At 71.4% G+C, this 13,850-nt stretch carries 12 protein-coding genes; 2 read left to right on the top strand and 10 right to left on the bottom strand.

The genetic code is table 11. From position 1 onward, the window contains the following. Positions 1-2 precede the first annotated feature (2 nt). The 10 genes from ACLQ2Q_RS00415 to ACLQ2Q_RS00370 form a co-directional block, all read right to left on the bottom strand. Positions 3-1,049 (bottom strand): LacI family DNA-binding transcriptional regulator, encoded by a 1,047-nt coding sequence (locus ACLQ2Q_RS00415; RefSeq protein WP_425816817.1) that lies wholly within the window; start codon positions 1,047-1,049, stop codon positions 3-5. A 218-nt stretch (positions 1,050-1,267) separates the two neighbouring features. Then, the gene (gene purH, locus ACLQ2Q_RS00410) at positions 1,268-2,875 is read right to left on the bottom strand and encodes a bifunctional phosphoribosylaminoimidazolecarboxamide formyltransferase/IMP cyclohydrolase (protein WP_425816815.1); all 1,608 of its coding nucleotides are present in this window, start codon (positions 2,873-2,875) and stop codon (positions 1,268-1,270) included. A 60-nt stretch (positions 2,876-2,935) separates the two neighbouring features. Next, positions 2,936-3,532: a phosphoribosylglycinamide formyltransferase gene (purN, locus tag ACLQ2Q_RS00405; protein ID WP_425816813.1), complete on the bottom strand. Its 597-nt coding sequence runs from the start codon at positions 3,530-3,532 to the stop codon at positions 2,936-2,938. 4 nt (positions 3,533-3,536) lie between these two features. Further along, positions 3,537-5,333, bottom strand: a complete 1,797-nt coding sequence (locus ACLQ2Q_RS00400; protein ID WP_425816811.1) for a DUF6350 family protein — start codon at positions 5,331-5,333, stop codon at positions 3,537-3,539. An 86-nt stretch (positions 5,334-5,419) separates the two neighbouring features. Next, complete coding sequence (locus ACLQ2Q_RS00395) at positions 5,420-6,976, bottom strand: polysaccharide deacetylase family protein (RefSeq protein ID WP_425816809.1); 1,557 nt, start codon at positions 6,974-6,976, stop codon at positions 5,420-5,422. After that, on the bottom strand, positions 6,973-7,512 hold the full coding sequence (locus ACLQ2Q_RS00390; RefSeq protein ID WP_425816807.1) for a hypothetical protein: 540 nt from the start codon (positions 7,510-7,512) through the stop codon (positions 6,973-6,975). Before ACLQ2Q_RS00390 ends, ACLQ2Q_RS00395 begins: the two co-directional genes overlap by 4 nt. Before the next feature lie 66 nt (positions 7,513-7,578). Then, a complete protein-coding gene (locus tag ACLQ2Q_RS00385; protein ID WP_425816805.1) occupies positions 7,579-8,019 on the bottom strand; it encodes a nitroreductase family deazaflavin-dependent oxidoreductase in 441 nt (146 codons plus the stop codon). Between the two features lie 35 nt (positions 8,020-8,054). After that, on the bottom strand, positions 8,055-8,957 hold the full coding sequence (gene sucD / locus ACLQ2Q_RS00380) for a succinate--CoA ligase subunit alpha (protein WP_425816803.1): 903 nt from the start codon (positions 8,955-8,957) through the stop codon (positions 8,055-8,057). 61 nt (positions 8,958-9,018) lie between these two features. Next, entirely contained in the window at positions 9,019-10,182 is a 1,164-nt protein-coding gene (gene sucC, locus ACLQ2Q_RS00375) for an ADP-forming succinate--CoA ligase subunit beta (RefSeq protein WP_425816801.1), read from the bottom strand. 136 nt (positions 10,183-10,318) lie between these two features. Further along, complete coding sequence (locus tag ACLQ2Q_RS00370) at positions 10,319-11,842, bottom strand: FAD-dependent oxidoreductase (protein WP_425816799.1); 1,524 nt, start codon at positions 11,840-11,842, stop codon at positions 10,319-10,321. 101 nt (positions 11,843-11,943) lie between these two features. Here ACLQ2Q_RS00370 and ACLQ2Q_RS00365 point away from each other — a divergent pair, with 101 nt between their 5' ends. Further along, entirely contained in the window at positions 11,944-12,618 is a 675-nt protein-coding gene (locus ACLQ2Q_RS00365) for a TetR/AcrR family transcriptional regulator (RefSeq protein ID WP_425816797.1), read from the top strand. A gap of 99 nt (positions 12,619-12,717) precedes the next feature. After that, positions 12,718-13,833, top strand: a complete 1,116-nt coding sequence (locus ACLQ2Q_RS00360; RefSeq protein WP_425816795.1) for a zinc-binding dehydrogenase — start codon at positions 12,718-12,720, stop codon at positions 13,831-13,833. Positions 13,834-13,850: the final 17 nt, after the last annotated feature.

The following is a 13,850-nucleotide window of genomic DNA, read 5'->3' as shown; positions in this document are numbered from 1 at the left end:
TTTCAGGTGCGGCGGATGCCGCGGAGTTCGGTCGGGGCGGTGCCGGTGGACCCGCGCACCGAGAGGCTGGGTTCGGCGAGCTGGATGTCCATCGGGGGGTCGCCCCCGACGGCGGCGAGCAGTGTGCGGGCTGCGACGGCGCCCCACTCGCGGGCATCCGTTGCGACGCTGGTGAGTGCGGGATGGACGTAGCAGCCCAGTTCGGTGTCGTCGAAGCCGACGATGGAAAGGTCGTCCGGCACGCTCAGTCCGAGCCTTCCGGCGACGCCCAGGCCGGCGACGGCCATGTGGTCGTTGGAGTACACGATGGCGGTCGGGCGCAGCTCTCCCGACAGGAGCGCCTCGGTCGCCAGTGCGCCCTCTCGTGCGCTGAAGTCCGTCGTCACGACCTGCGCTCGGATGCCGGCATCCGCCGCCGCTCGTTCGAAGGCGTGCTTGCGCCGACTGGAGTGCAGCATCGCGTCGGGGCCTGCGACGTGCGCGACCCGGCGATGACCGAGGTCGGCGAGGTGGGCAACGGCGAGGCGGACCCCCGCGCTGTCGTCCACCGAGACCGAGGAGTAGGGGCTCTCGACGTCCGCGACCCCGAGGGTCACCGCCGCGAGCCCGAGCTCGCGCACGAGCGCGATGCGGTCATCGCCCGCTCGGAGGTCGGTGAGGATGACGCCGTCGACGCGCTTGTCCTCGGCGAGCCCCCGGTAGGTGACGGACTCGTGACGCCCGGGGTTCGACACGGCGAGCACGAGAACCTGCCCCGCCGTGGAGAATTCGTCCTCGATGCCCGCGATGAGCGAGTGGAAGAAGGGGTCTGCGGCGATGACGTCGGGGCTGCGTCCGATCACGAGCCCGCACGCGAAGGATTTGCCGACGCTGAGCGACCGCGCCCGCAGGCTCGGCGTCCAGCCGAGGTCCTTGGCGGCCGCGAGGATGCGCGCGCGCGTCTCGGGGGCGACCCCCGGGCGGTCGTTCAGCGCGAACGAGACGCTTCCCTTGCTCACGCCGGCGCGGCGCGCGACATCGGCGATGGTCGTTCGCGAGTGCTTCGCCATGCCACACGTCCTCGTGCCGGATGCCGTCCTGGCGTCTGTGCCAGGCGGCTGTTCCCGATGATAAACCGGTTTAGTCGCACACTAAACCGGTTTATACCTCGGCACAAGGCCCCAACGTGCCGCGCACACGTCTGCCGAGAGGACGCAAATGGCCTCAACCCGGCCGGGTTACCGGCAGATTGCGTCCGCTCGGCAGACGTGGTGCGGCGCGCGGGGAATCAGTGGAAGAAGTGGCGCTCGCCCGTGAAGTACATCGTCACGCCGGCGTCGCGGGCCGCAGCGATCACCTCGTCGTCGCGCACGGATCCGCCCGGCTGCACGATGGCGGTCACTCCCCCGTCGAGGAGCACCTGCACTCCGTCGGCGAAGGGGAAGAAGGCATCGGATGCCGCCACCGACCCGCGCGCGCGATCGCCTGCGCGTTCCACCGCGAGGCGGCAGGAATCCACACGGTTCACCTGTCCCATGCCGATTCCCACGGTAGCCGAGCCCTTCGCCAGCACGATGGCGTTCGACTTGACGGCGCGGCAGGCCTTCCACGAGAAGATGAGGTTCGTCAGCGCCTCGCCCTCGACGGCGTCCCCCGAGACGAGCTTCCAGTTCGTGGCGACGGACTCGATGTCCTGCGGGAACCGGTCGGCGTCCTGCAGCAGGAGGCCACCCGAGACGAGGCGCACGTCCTTGGGCTCCTGCTGCCAGTCGGCGGGCAGCTTGAGCAGCCGCAGATTCTTCTTGGTGCGGAACACCTCGAGCGCCGCGTCCTCGAAGTCGGGAGCCACGATGACCTCGGTGAAGATGTCCTTGAGGTTCTCGGCCATCTTGAGCGTGACCGTGCCGTTCGCCGCGATGACGCCGCCGTAGGCCGACACGGGATCGCACTCATGTGCGCGCAGATGCGCGCTCGCGATCGGGTCGAGGGCGTTCGGCGCCGTCACCGCGATGCCGCACGGGTTGGCGTGCTTGATGATGGCGACCGCCGGCAGCACCATGTCGAACGCTGCGCGCAACGCGGCATCCGCATCGACGTAGTTGTTGTAGCTCATGTCCTTGCCCTGCAGCTGCGTCGCCTGCGCGATGCCGTGGCCGCCCTGTCGCGTATAGATCGCGGCGCGCTGATGCGCGTTCTCGCCATAGCGCAGCGTCGCGAGGCGCTCGGCCTTGATGGTGAGAGATGCCGGCAGGTTCCCCTCACCGTCGAGGGCCTCGCCCGAGAACCAGGCGGCGACGGCGGCGTCGTAGGCCGCCGTGTGTGCGAAGGCGCGGGCGGCGAACTCGCGGCGCTGGCTGAGCGTCGTGCCGCCAGCGGCTACCGACTCGATCACGGCGGGGTAGGTCTCGGGCGAGACGATGATGGCAACGTTGGCGTAGTTCTTCGCGGATGCGCGCACCATCGCCGGACCGCCGATGTCGATCTGCTCGACCACGTCGTCGCCCTCCGCTCCCGACGCCACGGTCTCGACGAACGGGTAGAGGTTCACGACCACCAGCTCGAACGGTGCGATGTCGAGCTCGGCGAGCTGACGCTCATGGTCCTCGAGTCGCAGATCGGCGAGCAGGCCGGCGTGCACGCTGGGGTGCAGGGTCTTCACGCGGCCGTCGAGCGACTCCGGGAAGCCCGTGATCGTCGACACATCCGTCACCGGGAAGCCCGCTTCCCGGATGCGGGCTGCCGTCGAACCCGTGGAGACGATCTCGACCCCGGCAGCCGCGAGCGCTTCGGCGAGCCGAAGCAGGTTCGTCTTGTCGCTCACCGAGACGAGGGCGCGCCGGACAGGCACCTGGTCCCGGTCGCGGTACTCGGAAGGGTTGTGGCTCGCGGCGACCATCGGGGCTCCTCGGGTGTCGTGATCGGTGGAAGGGGATGTCGGCGGCTGAGCGCCGGCGGCTCAGGGGCGCTGCGCGACCGCAGTGAGGTCGAGTTCGCCCGTCGCGACGCGACGGACCACCTCGATCAGCAGCCGGCGCTCGACCGGCTTGATGCGCTCGTGCAGGGTGTGCTCGTCATCGCCCGCGAGCACCGGGATGCGCTCCTGGGCCAGCACGGGTCCGGAATCGACGCCGTCGTCGACGACGATGACGCTCGCACCGGTCTGTGTGACGGAAGCGGCGAGGGCGTCGCGCACCCCGTGCGCGCCGGGGAATTCGGGCAGGTACGCGGGGTGGGTGTTGATGATGCGGGGAGCGAAGCGGGCGACGAGGGATGCCGGCAGCAGCCGCATCAGTCCGCTCAGCACGATGAGGTCGGGGTTCCAGATGGCGAGCTGGTCGCCGAGCTCGGCTCCCCACTCATCGCGCGATGTGTACTGCCGCCACGGGACGAGGAAGGACGGGATGCCGAAGGCCTCGGCGTGTGCGAGGCCTTCGGCCTCGCGGTCGGCGCCGACGACGATGATGCGCGCGGGGAACTCGGGAGCCGCCGCCGCCTCGAGGAGGGCTCGAAGATTGGAGCCCGTGCCCGAGATGAGAACGGCGACCGTGAGCACGCCGTCAGTCTACCGGCGCCTTCTCGTCCGGCGTGGCAGGGACCGGCTCGCCGACGCCGCGACCCTTCGCGGCCTTGGACTTGCTGAGCAGCGCCCAGGGGTTGACGTCGCTCTGGGGCTTGCGCGCGCTGCGGGGCTCGGGGGGCGTTTCGTCGGCGGTCGCCGCGCCACCGGACGGCGCAGGCGCTTCGGTGGTCGATGTCGGATCGGCGGCAGGGGGCACTTCCGCGCCCGATGGCGCGCCGGGAGTCGAGGGCACGGCGCCACTCGAGGGCATTCCGGCGCTCGAGGGCAGTCCGGCACCCGATGGCATCCCGGCGCTCGAGGGCAGTCCGCCACCCGATGGCATCCCGGCGGTCGGATGCACCTCGGGACTCGGGTTGCCGGCCTCCCCGGCGGTGTCCGGGCCGACGTGCACCGCGCCGGCTACAGGGATCCGGTCTTCATTCCGAGCTCGGCGGACCCACCACTTCCCGGCGTGCCGGGCCTTCCGCTGCCTCGGCTTGGACTGCGGACCGAGAAGCAGGATGGCGGCGCCGACGAGCACCTCGAGCCCCACGGCGAGCGCCACCGGTCCTGCGGAGGGGCCGACCTCGGCGAGCCTCCCCGGGCCCAGCGAGCCCGATGCGGCCCACGCCAGGAGGGCGGCCAGGGCGCCGGCGAGGATGCCGATGCCGGCCGTCACCGCAATTCGCGGCCCCACGGGCTCGTGCTCCGGCGCGGGCGGAGCGACCGGCGGCGCGATCGGGACGGTCGGGATGAGACCGGTCAGCTCGACCCTCGCCACCGGGACCGCCGTGGCGGGCGCGGCCAGTTTCGGCGCAACCATCCGGGAACGGATCGCCCAGCCGGCCACCGCGCCGGCCGCGACGGGCACCAGCAGCACCAGCAGGAGCCAGTCGGACCCGCCCTCGGGGATCAGCCCCAGGAGCGGGATACCCGGCAGCACTCCGAGCTGCGTCCCCGCCGGCGACACGGCCGTGCCCACGCCGATGGCGAAGCCGGGACCGGCAAGCCACGCGAGCGCCCACACCACCAGCGTCGGAAGGTAGGCGAGCTGGCCGAGCGTCACGACGGTGGCGCCGAGGGCGTCGAGGTGGGTGGATTCGTACAGGGCGATGACCTCGTCGCCTCTCAGCAGCACCGAGACGCCGACCGCGGCGGATGCCGCCATCACGAGTCCGGCGAGGGCGATGGCGGTGCCGCGGGCGATGAGTCCCGGAACTTCGCCCCACCCGTGAGGAAGGGAGTCCAGGCGCCGGCGCAGCTGGTCGATCGGACCGTCGTCGCCGTCGCGCCATGCCGCCACGACCGCCCCGGCGAGCGCCGCGCCCCCGTACACGACCGAGGGCAGCAGCACGGCCTGCCAGATGGTCGGGCGCGCGATGGGGTTCGACGTCGTCAGCAGCACCGCCGCGGCGATCACCCCGAACACCAGGGTCCCCGACGCCACGCCCGTGATCCAAGCGCCGGCGCCGGCGGCGCGGGAGCCCGAGCGCGCGGCGAAGATCGTCGTGAACACCGCGAAGGCCAACGGAGCCAGCGAGAGCGTGAAGGCGGCGGTATCCGTCTCTATGCCGGTCTGCGCCGCGTACAGGGCATCGAGGGTGATGCTCAGCGGCACGAGGTTGCCGAGCTGCCAGATCGAGCCGCTCGCGGGCCAGAGGGCGCCCCAGTCGGCGTCTCCTCCGAGGGCGACCACCCAGACCAGGGTGAGCGGGGCGAGCACCACCGCGAGGCCCACGGCGGCCGCGAGAAGGGCGTCGAAGGCGGACAGAAGGGCGACGAGAAGGCGATCCATGCCCGATCGACCTTACCGCCGGGGCCCCCGGCGACCGGTTCGCGACACCGCGGTCGCGGTGCTCCGCCCGTGCAGATTCAGGTCATTCACGGCGCCGAGCGCCAAGCGCCGCCCGTGGGCGGCGATCCGCCGAACAGCTGGGTGATGGTGACCGCCGTGAAACCCCGATCATGCAGGCCCGCGATGATCTGAGGGGCGAGCTCCACCGTCGCGCGCTGGGTGTCGTGGAACAGCACGATGCCGCCCGGCCGTGGCCGCTCCACGCCCTGGATGAGGATCGATTCCGTGGAAGGTCCCGCCCAGTCGCGCGTGTCGATCGACCACAGGATGGCCGGCAGACCCGCGGCGGCGAGGGTCTGCGCGTTGTACTCACCGTACGGCGGTCGGAATGTCGCCACGGGCTGGTCCGTGAGCCGGCGAAGCAGGTCCCGCGTCGATCCGATCTGCCGCGCGACCGCCGCCGCGTCGAGCTCCGGAAGATGGGGATGGTCCCACGTGTGCACGCCGATGTCGTGACCCTCGGCGGCCGCGCGGCGGACCGGGTCCGGACTCGACTGTGCGCTCCGGCCGAGCACGTAGAACGTGGCGGCCGCCCGGGAATCGCGAAGCGTGTCGAGCAGCTGCGGAGTCAGGGCGGAGGGGCCGTCGTCGAACGTGAGGGCGACGCACGGAACCAACCCGCAATCCACCCGATCGATGCCCACCGGGACGGCGGCCGGTGCGGCGAACGGCACGGCCGCCGCCGCGGCGGCCGAGATGCCGGCACCGAAGACGCTGGCCAGGGTCCCCAGCGACGCGGGCGGGACCGCGACGGTGAGCGGCACCGTGGATGCGGGTAACCCGAGTGCGCCGAGCTCCGGTGCGACGAATCCGGGCCCGATGGTCAGGACGAGCGAGCCGTCGGCCGCGACGAGGGTGCCGGCGAGCGCGGACTCGATCAGTGCCGCCTGGTCCGGGCTCGGATCGGCGATCGGCACCAGGCTGAGCGCACCGGCGTTCCGGCGCAGTGCCTCGACGACGTCGTCCCAGAGCAGGATCGCGGCACCCGCCTGCCAGAGCTCCGCCGCGCCGACCACCCCGCCCGTCGCGACGTCGGCGTAGAGCACGAGCGACGTGTCGGCGCCGTCGCTGCGGACGACCCGCACCCGCTGACCGATGTAGGTGCCTACGGCGGCGATGATGTCGCAGGTCACGGCCGTCCCCCCGCCGCCCGCGGGGCCGAGGGTGGGATCGGCAAGCAGCTCGGCGGCCGGGAGCAGCGTCGACCCACGGCGGCACGAGCGATCCGCCATGCCGGCGTCCTCGTCGAAGGCCATCGGTCGATACGCCACGCCCGACGCCGCGACCCGCCCGGCGATGGCCTCGCGCACCATCCCCTCGATGCGGTCGTTGAGCGCGCCCTGTCCGAACACGCGTGTGTACCGCGCCTGGACGCCGACCTCGTCGTTGCGCAGCCGCTGCGGGTCGAGACCCGCGACAGCGGCAGCGTCGAGCGGCTGCGGGGGGTCGGTCACGACGGCGAAGGATGCCGGCCACGCCGTCGGGCGCCATCCGTTCACGCGATCGGGTGCGCACGCCGCGAGCCCGAGCATCACGGCGACCGCGACACCGGCGCACCCGCGTCGAATCCAGACCGCCTTCACGGGCCGATCCCCGCGAGCAGCTCGGCCAGGGCGGCGCGGTAGGCCGCGGCATCCGCAGCGTCCGCGACTCGCGCGTCGACCGACACCACCCCTCCGTCGACGTCGACGGCCGCGAGCACGCGTCCCCCCTCGGCATCGGCATGCCGGACGGTGCGGCCGGAAGTGAGAGTCTCCACGCGCACGGGGCCGGCCGCCCCGTCCCGGAGGAGCGCCAGCGCCGTCTCGGAGTTCCCGGCTGACACGCTGACCAGCACCGTGAGCGCGAGATCAGGCGATCGGACCTCGACCGCCGCGTCCGTCCAGGGCGGGCGGGAGATGATCCACCCCTCGGGCGGGACCACCTCGCCCCTGCTGGAGTCGGCACGGAGGGCGACCGCGGAGCCGTCGGCGACGGTGCTTCGAAGGTTCAACAGCACAGGCGGAACGACGTACGACGCCACCAGCGCCAGCCCGGCGAGCGCCGCGACACCGATGGCGACGGATCCGGCGATGCGCAGCGAACGTCGCGACCGACCGGGCACCCCACCCTCAGCCATGCGGCCGATGTTACTAGCGCCGTCGTGCGCCGTCCGCCTCAGTGTCGGCGGTTCGCCCAGCGGCGGTCAGCCCTCGACGGGTTCGAGCAGGAAGACGGCGATGAGCCGGTCGGTCTTCTTCTGATACTGGTCGTAATCGGGCCAGACGGCGACGGAGCGTGCCCACCACTCCGAGCGCTCATCGCCGGACAGCTCGCGCGCCACGTAGTCGCGCTTGACCTCTCCGTCCTGCAGCTCGACGTGAGAGTTCTTGCGCAGGTTCCAGTACCACTGCGGCGCCTCGGGCGCCCCGCCGCGAGAGGCGACGACGGCGTAGCGACCGTCGTGCTCCACGCGCATCAGCGCCGTCTTGCGAAGGGCGCCGGTCTTCGCCCCGACGGTCGTCAGGACGATGATCGGGACCCCCCGCAGCGTGTTCGCCTCGGCGCCGCCCGACGCCTCGTAGCGCTCGGCCTGCGTGCGGGCCCATTCCGATGTGCTGGGCAGATACGTTCCTTGGAGCGGCATGATTCCACCCTAAGCGCGCACGCCGGGACGGGGATCTACAGGCCCTGGACGATCTCGCGCATCAGGTCGGCGGTCTCGCTCGGCGTCTTGCCGACCTTGACGCCGGCGGCCTCGAGGGCCTCTTTCTTGGCCTGGGCCGTGCCCGCCGAACCGGAGACGATGGCCCCGGCGTGGCCCATCGTCTTGCCCTCGGGCGCCGTGAAGCCGGCGACGTAGCCGACGACCGGCTTGGTGACGTTGGCCTTGATGTACTCGGCCGCCCGCTCCTCGGCGTCGCCGCCGATCTCGCCGATCATCACGATCGCCTTCGTCTCGGGGTCGGCCTCGAACGCGGCGAGCGCGTCGATGTGGGTGGTGCCGATCACCGGGTCTCCGCCGATTCCGATGGCCGTCGAGAAGCCGATCTCGCGCAGCTCGTACATCATCTGGTAGGTCAGCGTGCCCGACTTGGAGACGAGACCGATCGGACCCTTGCCGGTGATGTTCGCGGGGGTGATCCCCACCAGCGACTCGCCGGGCGTGATGATGCCCGGGCAGTTCGGCCCGATGATGCGGGTCGTGTCGCCCTTGCTCTGTGCGTACGCCCACGCCTCGGCGGTGTCACCGACCGGCACCCCCTCGGTGATGACGACGAGCAGCGGGATCTCGGCGTCGATGGCCTCGACCATCGCGCTCTTGGTGAACGCGGGCGGCACGAACGCGATCGACACGTCGGCGCCGGTCTTCTCGATGGCCTCGGCCACCGTGGCGAAGACGGGCAACTCGACCGGCGAACCGTCGGCGGCGTGGTGCAGCACCGTCGTGCCGGCCTTGCGGGCGTTGACGCCGCCGACCACCTGGGTGCCGGCCTTCAGCATGAGCGCGGTGTGCTTGGTGCCCTCGCCGCCGGTGATGCCCTGGACGATGACCTTGGATTCCTTGTTGAGGAAGATCGACATTTCAATTCCTTAAGTCGGTTGCTGAGCTCGTCGAAGTACGGTCCCTGAGCCCGTCGAAGGGTCAGGCGTTCGCGAGTTCGGCGGCCTTGTCGGCGCCCTCGTCCATGGTGTCGGCAAGCGTCACGAGCGGGTGGTTCGCATTGCGCAGGATGGCGCGACCCTCCTCGACCTTGTTGCCGTCGAGGCGCACGACGAGCGGCTTCGTGGCGGTCGAGCCGAGCTCGGCGAGCGCGCCGACGATTCCCTTGGCCACGGCGTCGCAGGCGGTGATGCCGCCGAAGACGTTGACGAACACGCTCTTGACCTGGGGGTCGCCCAGGATGACGTCCAAGCCGGCGGCCATGACCTCGGCCGACGCGCCGCCGCCGATGTCGAGGAAGTTGGCGGGCTTCACGCCGCCGTGATTCTCGCCCGCGTAGGCGACGACATCCAGCGTCGACATGACGAGCCCCGCACCGTTTCCGATGACGCCCACCTGGCCGTCGAGCTTGACGTAGTTGAGGTCGTTCTCCTTGGCCTTGGCCTCGAGGGGGTCGGCCGCGTCCTTGTCTTCGAGCAGCGCGTGCCCGCTGTGGCGGAAGTCGGCGTTCTCATCGAGCGTGACCTTGCCGTCGAGGGCGATGATCTCGCCCTCTTCGGTCAGCACGAGCGGGTTGACCTCGACGAGCGTCGCGTCCTCGCCCTTGTAGACCGCGTAGAGCTTGACGAAGACGTCTGCGACCTTCTCGACGAGCTCGGGTGCGAACCCGGCGGCCTGTGCGATCTCGACGGCCTTCGCGTGGTCGATGCCCTGCAGCGGGTCGACGGCGATGCGGGCGAGCGCCTCGGGACGCTCCACGGCGAGCTCCTCGATCTCCATGCCGCCCTCGACGCTGGCGAGCGAGAGGTACGCGCGGTTCGCGCGGTCGAGCAGCACCGAGAAGTAGTACTCCTTGTCGATGCGGGCGCCCTGCGCGATCATCACGCGCTTGACCACGTGGCCCTTGATGTCGAGGCCGAGGATGGCCTGCGCGGCCTCGTGAGCCTCATCCGGGGTCTTCGCGACCTTGACGCCGCCCGCCTTGCCGCGCCCTCCGGTCTTGACCTGCGCCTTGACGACGACGACACCGCCGATCTTCTCGGCTGCGGCCCTCGCCTCCTCTGGCGTGTCTGCGATGAGGCCCGCGAGAACGGGCACCTCGTACTTCTCGAACAGGTCGCGTGCCTGGTACTCGTAGAGATCCACGTGCAATCCTCCGCTGGACGAATGGGGGATGTCGACGCCGAAAAGCGTCTTGATGTCGAGAGATCGACCGACAAACGAGCCTACTCCCTGTGCCTGTATGCCCCCGACCTCGGGCGCCGGCCGGGGACCGGACCGGTCAGTCGCCGGGGGCGCGGGGAACGGTCGGCAGGTCGCGGTCGGCCGGCCCCTCCAGCCGCGTGCCGTCCGGAGCGAAGCGCGACCCGTGCAGCGGGCAGTCCCACGTGCACTCCGCATCGTTCCACGACAGGACGCCGCCCATGTGGGTGCAGACCGCGCTGACCGCGCGCGTGCGCCCACCGGTCGTCGACACCGCGACGGGACGACCGCCCCGCTGGGCGACGGTGCCCTCCCCCTCCGGGGGCCGCGTGATCGGCACCGGCGTCGCTTCGGCGCCCAGCCAGCCGGACGCCGCCGCGCCGCCGATCTTCGCGTTCTCGACGACGCCGCGCGCGATGTCGGACGGCATCGTCAACCGGGTGGCGAGCATCAGCATCCATCGATCGCGGTCCTTCAGCTTCGTCCCGCGGATCTCGGCCGCGAGCCGCAGCGCCGCGGCCGGCCCGTTGGAAAGACCCCACTTGCCGTAGCCGGTCGCGAACCGGATCCGCCCGAGCCCGCGCGGCATCGCCCCCACGAAGGGCACCATGTTGTGGGAGTGGTAATCCTGGGCTGACCAGCGGTGGGTCTCCTCCGCGTCCGGGAAGTGCCGACGCGCCCACTCCGAGATCTCATCGAGGATGGCGCGCTCCGAGCCGGCGCGACCGACGGGGTGTCCGCTGCCGCCGACGACGAGCTGGGCGGATGCCGGGCCGTCGTCCGGCGTGACCCGGCGGATCGAACGCGTCTGCCCGTCCACCGACAGCCAGAGGCCGTCGGGAACCACGCCCTCGGTGCGGAACGAGACGCAGTAGGAACGCATGGCGCTGACCTTCGCGAAGTAGAGACCCCGGTCATCGATGGGGGTTCCCGTCGCGAGCACGATGTGCGACGCGAAGAGCGGGCCGGCCGCCGTCTCGATACGCGCGTTCGGTCCTGCGTGCACGCCGGTCACCCGCGTGTGCGTGTGCAGCACGCCGCCGGCTGCAACGAAGGCACGGGCGAGGGCCCCCGCGACCGCTGCGGGGTCGAGGGCGACCTGGTCATCGAGGCCGGCGGCGGCCGCGACCGGGAAGGGAACGGGCAGTTCGCCGCCCGACACGTGGCGCACCGGGAGTCCGGCCTCCCTGCCGGCGGAGACTTCGGCGTCGACCGTCTCGACGCCCTCGCGGCCCTGGGCGTACGAGTAGGCGGGGCTGCGGGTGAAGGGCACCCCGGCGGATTCGGCGAAGTCCGTGAGCCAGTCCGCACCGGCGCGATTGGCGTCGACGTACGCGCGCACGAGCGCGGCGTGGTGGTGCCGCCGCATGCTCGAGAGCACCTTGCCCTGCAGCAGCGACACCTTCCCCGTGTTGCCTCCTGTGGCGAGCTGCGCGACCTCGCCTCCCTCGACGAGCGCGACGTCCATCCCTTCCCGAGCGAGCATCAGCGCCGTCGACAGCCCGGTGATCCCGGCCCCGACGACGACCACCTCGTGCCGCATTCCGGGCTCGAACGGGCTGCCGGCGACCGCGTCGAATGAAGACTTCCAGAGCGATGTCATCCGCCAAGTCAACCCATCGCCCGTCGGTGAGGACAATGCCTTGACACGACGGGCGGCGGGGCCCCGTGATCGGGTCTGGGCGGGACTAGGCTCTGGGTGTCATGAGCGAAGTCGCCATCCCCGCAGTGCCCGACCGCACGGCCGTCGTCGCTGCTGCGATCGACCTGTTCCTCGAGCAGGGCTTCGAGGCGACCTCCGTCGAGCAGATCGCGCAAGCGGCCGGCGTCTCGCGGTCAACGTTCTTCCGCCAGTTCGGCGGCAAGGACGACGTGGTCTTCGCCGACCACGAACTGCTTCTCGCCCAGCTGCGCGACTACCTGGCGCAGCCGCACGAGAACCCGTGGGTGGCGGTGTGCGAGGCATCCAACCGGGTCTTCGTGCACTTCGCCGCCAACCCGGATGTGGCGCGCCGCCGCTACCAGGTGGTACGTCAGGTGCCGGTGCTGCGGGAGCGCGAGATCATCACGGTCTTCCGGTACGAGCGGCTCTTCGACGAGTACCTCCGCCAGGCGCTGCCCGGGCTCGATCCGCTGGATGCCGTCGGCTTCGCCGCGCTGGTGACCGCGACCCACAATCACGTCCTGCGCCAGCTGCTTCGCGGCAAGCGCGTGCGCGTGACCGTCCTTCGGCGGGCCATGGACGACGTGCTGCGCCGCTTCGGCGTGCACCCCGATTCCCAGCCGGCCGCCGCCGACGACATCGTGGTGGCCGTGTTCCCGCGGTCGATGCCGAAGGCGGAGATCGCGCGCCGGGTGCGGTCTCAGCTCGACAGCTGAGACCGCGCGGAACCCCATCCGGGATCGTGCGAGGGCATACCGTACGGTCGGTATGCTGGCGTGACGCCGCTTGGGTGCGACGCTCGACGAGGAGGTCACATGCAGATCACCGGTGCCGTCCTGGAGCGTTCGGGAGCTCCCGCGCCGTTCGCCGGCTCGCGGCCGTTCACGGTGCAGACGCTGGAGCTGGATGCACCGGCGCGGGGCGAGCTGCTCGTGCGCATCGAGGTCGCCGGGGTCTGCCACTCCGACCTGAGTGTCGTCGACGGCAACCGCGTGCGGCCGACCCCGATGCTCCTCGGCCATGAGGCCGCAGGCATCGTCGAAGCGATCGGCGATGGGGTGATGGATGTCGCGCTCGGCGATCGCGTCGTCATGACGTTCCTTCCCCGCTGCGGCGTATGTCCGGGGTGCCTGACCGACGGACGACTGCCGTGCGAGGTGGGGACCGCCGCCAACAGCGACGGCACGCTCGTCGGCGGCGGCATCCGTCTGCACCGCGCCGCCGCCGACGGGTCGATCCAGGACGTGCACCACCACCTCGGCGTCTCCGCTTTCGCGACCCATGCCGTCGTGAGCCGCACCTCGGTGGTGCCGGTCGACGCCGACGTGCCGGCCGACGTCGCGGCGCTTCTCGGCTGCGCGGTGCTCACCGGCGGGGGCGCCGTGCTGAACGCCGGCCGGCCCCGGCCGGGTGAGCCTGTTCTCGTGGTCGGCCTCGGCGGGGTCGGCATGGCCGCGCTCCTGGTCGCCGTCGCGCTCGGCCACGAGGTGATCGGCGTGGATGCCGTCGATGCCAAGCTCGAGCTCGCGCGCGAACTCGGGGCCACCGGTGCACTCAGCCCCTCCGCCGCCGCCGCGAGCGGCATCCGGGCACCTGTCGTGATCGAGGCGGCAGGCGCCGTGCGGGCCTTCGAGACAGCCGTCGCGCTGACCGCGCCCGGCGGGACGACCGTCACAGTGGGCCTTCCTGCACCCGATGCGCGCGCGAGCGTGTCGCCGCTGCAGCTCACCGCCGAGGCGCGCACCGTTGTCGGCAGTTACCTCGGATCGGCCGTGCCGAGCCGCGACATCCCGCGTTATGTCGACCTCTGGCGCGCCGGCCGCCTGCCCCTGGAGCGCCTCGTGTCATCGCGCATCCCCCTCGAACGCATCGACGAAGCCATGGACAGGCTCGCCGCCGGTGGCGAGCTCCGCCAGCTGATCCAGTTCTGAGCCTCTGAAAGGAACCC

Origin of the sequence: Microbacterium sp. DT81.1, assembly GCF_049844955.1 — a bacterium.
Lineage (GTDB): Bacteria > Actinomycetota > Actinomycetes > Actinomycetales > Microbacteriaceae > Microbacterium.
This window is presented reverse-complemented; position numbering and strand designations above follow the sequence as displayed.

Bases quoted from the DNA above. Each gene is read 5' to 3' on its own strand.
- ACLQ2Q_RS00415 (WP_425816817.1), bottom strand. From the start codon at position 1,049: ATGGCGAAGCACTCGCGAACGACCATCGCCGATGTCGCGCGCCGCGCC.
- ACLQ2Q_RS00365 (WP_425816797.1), top strand. From the start codon at position 11,944: ATGAGCGAAGTCGCCATCCCCGCAGTGCCCGACCGCACGGCCGTCGTC.
- ACLQ2Q_RS00400 (WP_425816811.1), bottom strand. From the start codon at position 5,333: ATGGATCGCCTTCTCGTCGCCCTTCTGTCCGCCTTCGACGCCCTTCTC.
- ACLQ2Q_RS00385 (WP_425816805.1), bottom strand. From the start codon at position 8,019: ATGCCGCTCCAAGGAACGTATCTGCCCAGCACATCGGAATGGGCCCGC.
- ACLQ2Q_RS00390 (WP_425816807.1), bottom strand. From the start codon at position 7,512: ATGGCTGAGGGTGGGGTGCCCGGTCGGTCGCGACGTTCGCTGCGCATC.
- purH (WP_425816815.1), bottom strand. From the start codon at position 2,875: ATGGTCGCCGCGAGCCACAACCCTTCCGAGTACCGCGACCGGGACCAG.
- sucD (WP_425816803.1), bottom strand. From the start codon at position 8,957: ATGTCGATCTTCCTCAACAAGGAATCCAAGGTCATCGTCCAGGGCATC.
- ACLQ2Q_RS00360 (WP_425816795.1), top strand. From the start codon at position 12,718: ATGCAGATCACCGGTGCCGTCCTGGAGCGTTCGGGAGCTCCCGCGCCG.
- ACLQ2Q_RS00370 (WP_425816799.1), bottom strand. From the start codon at position 11,842: ATGACATCGCTCTGGAAGTCTTCATTCGACGCGGTCGCCGGCAGCCCG.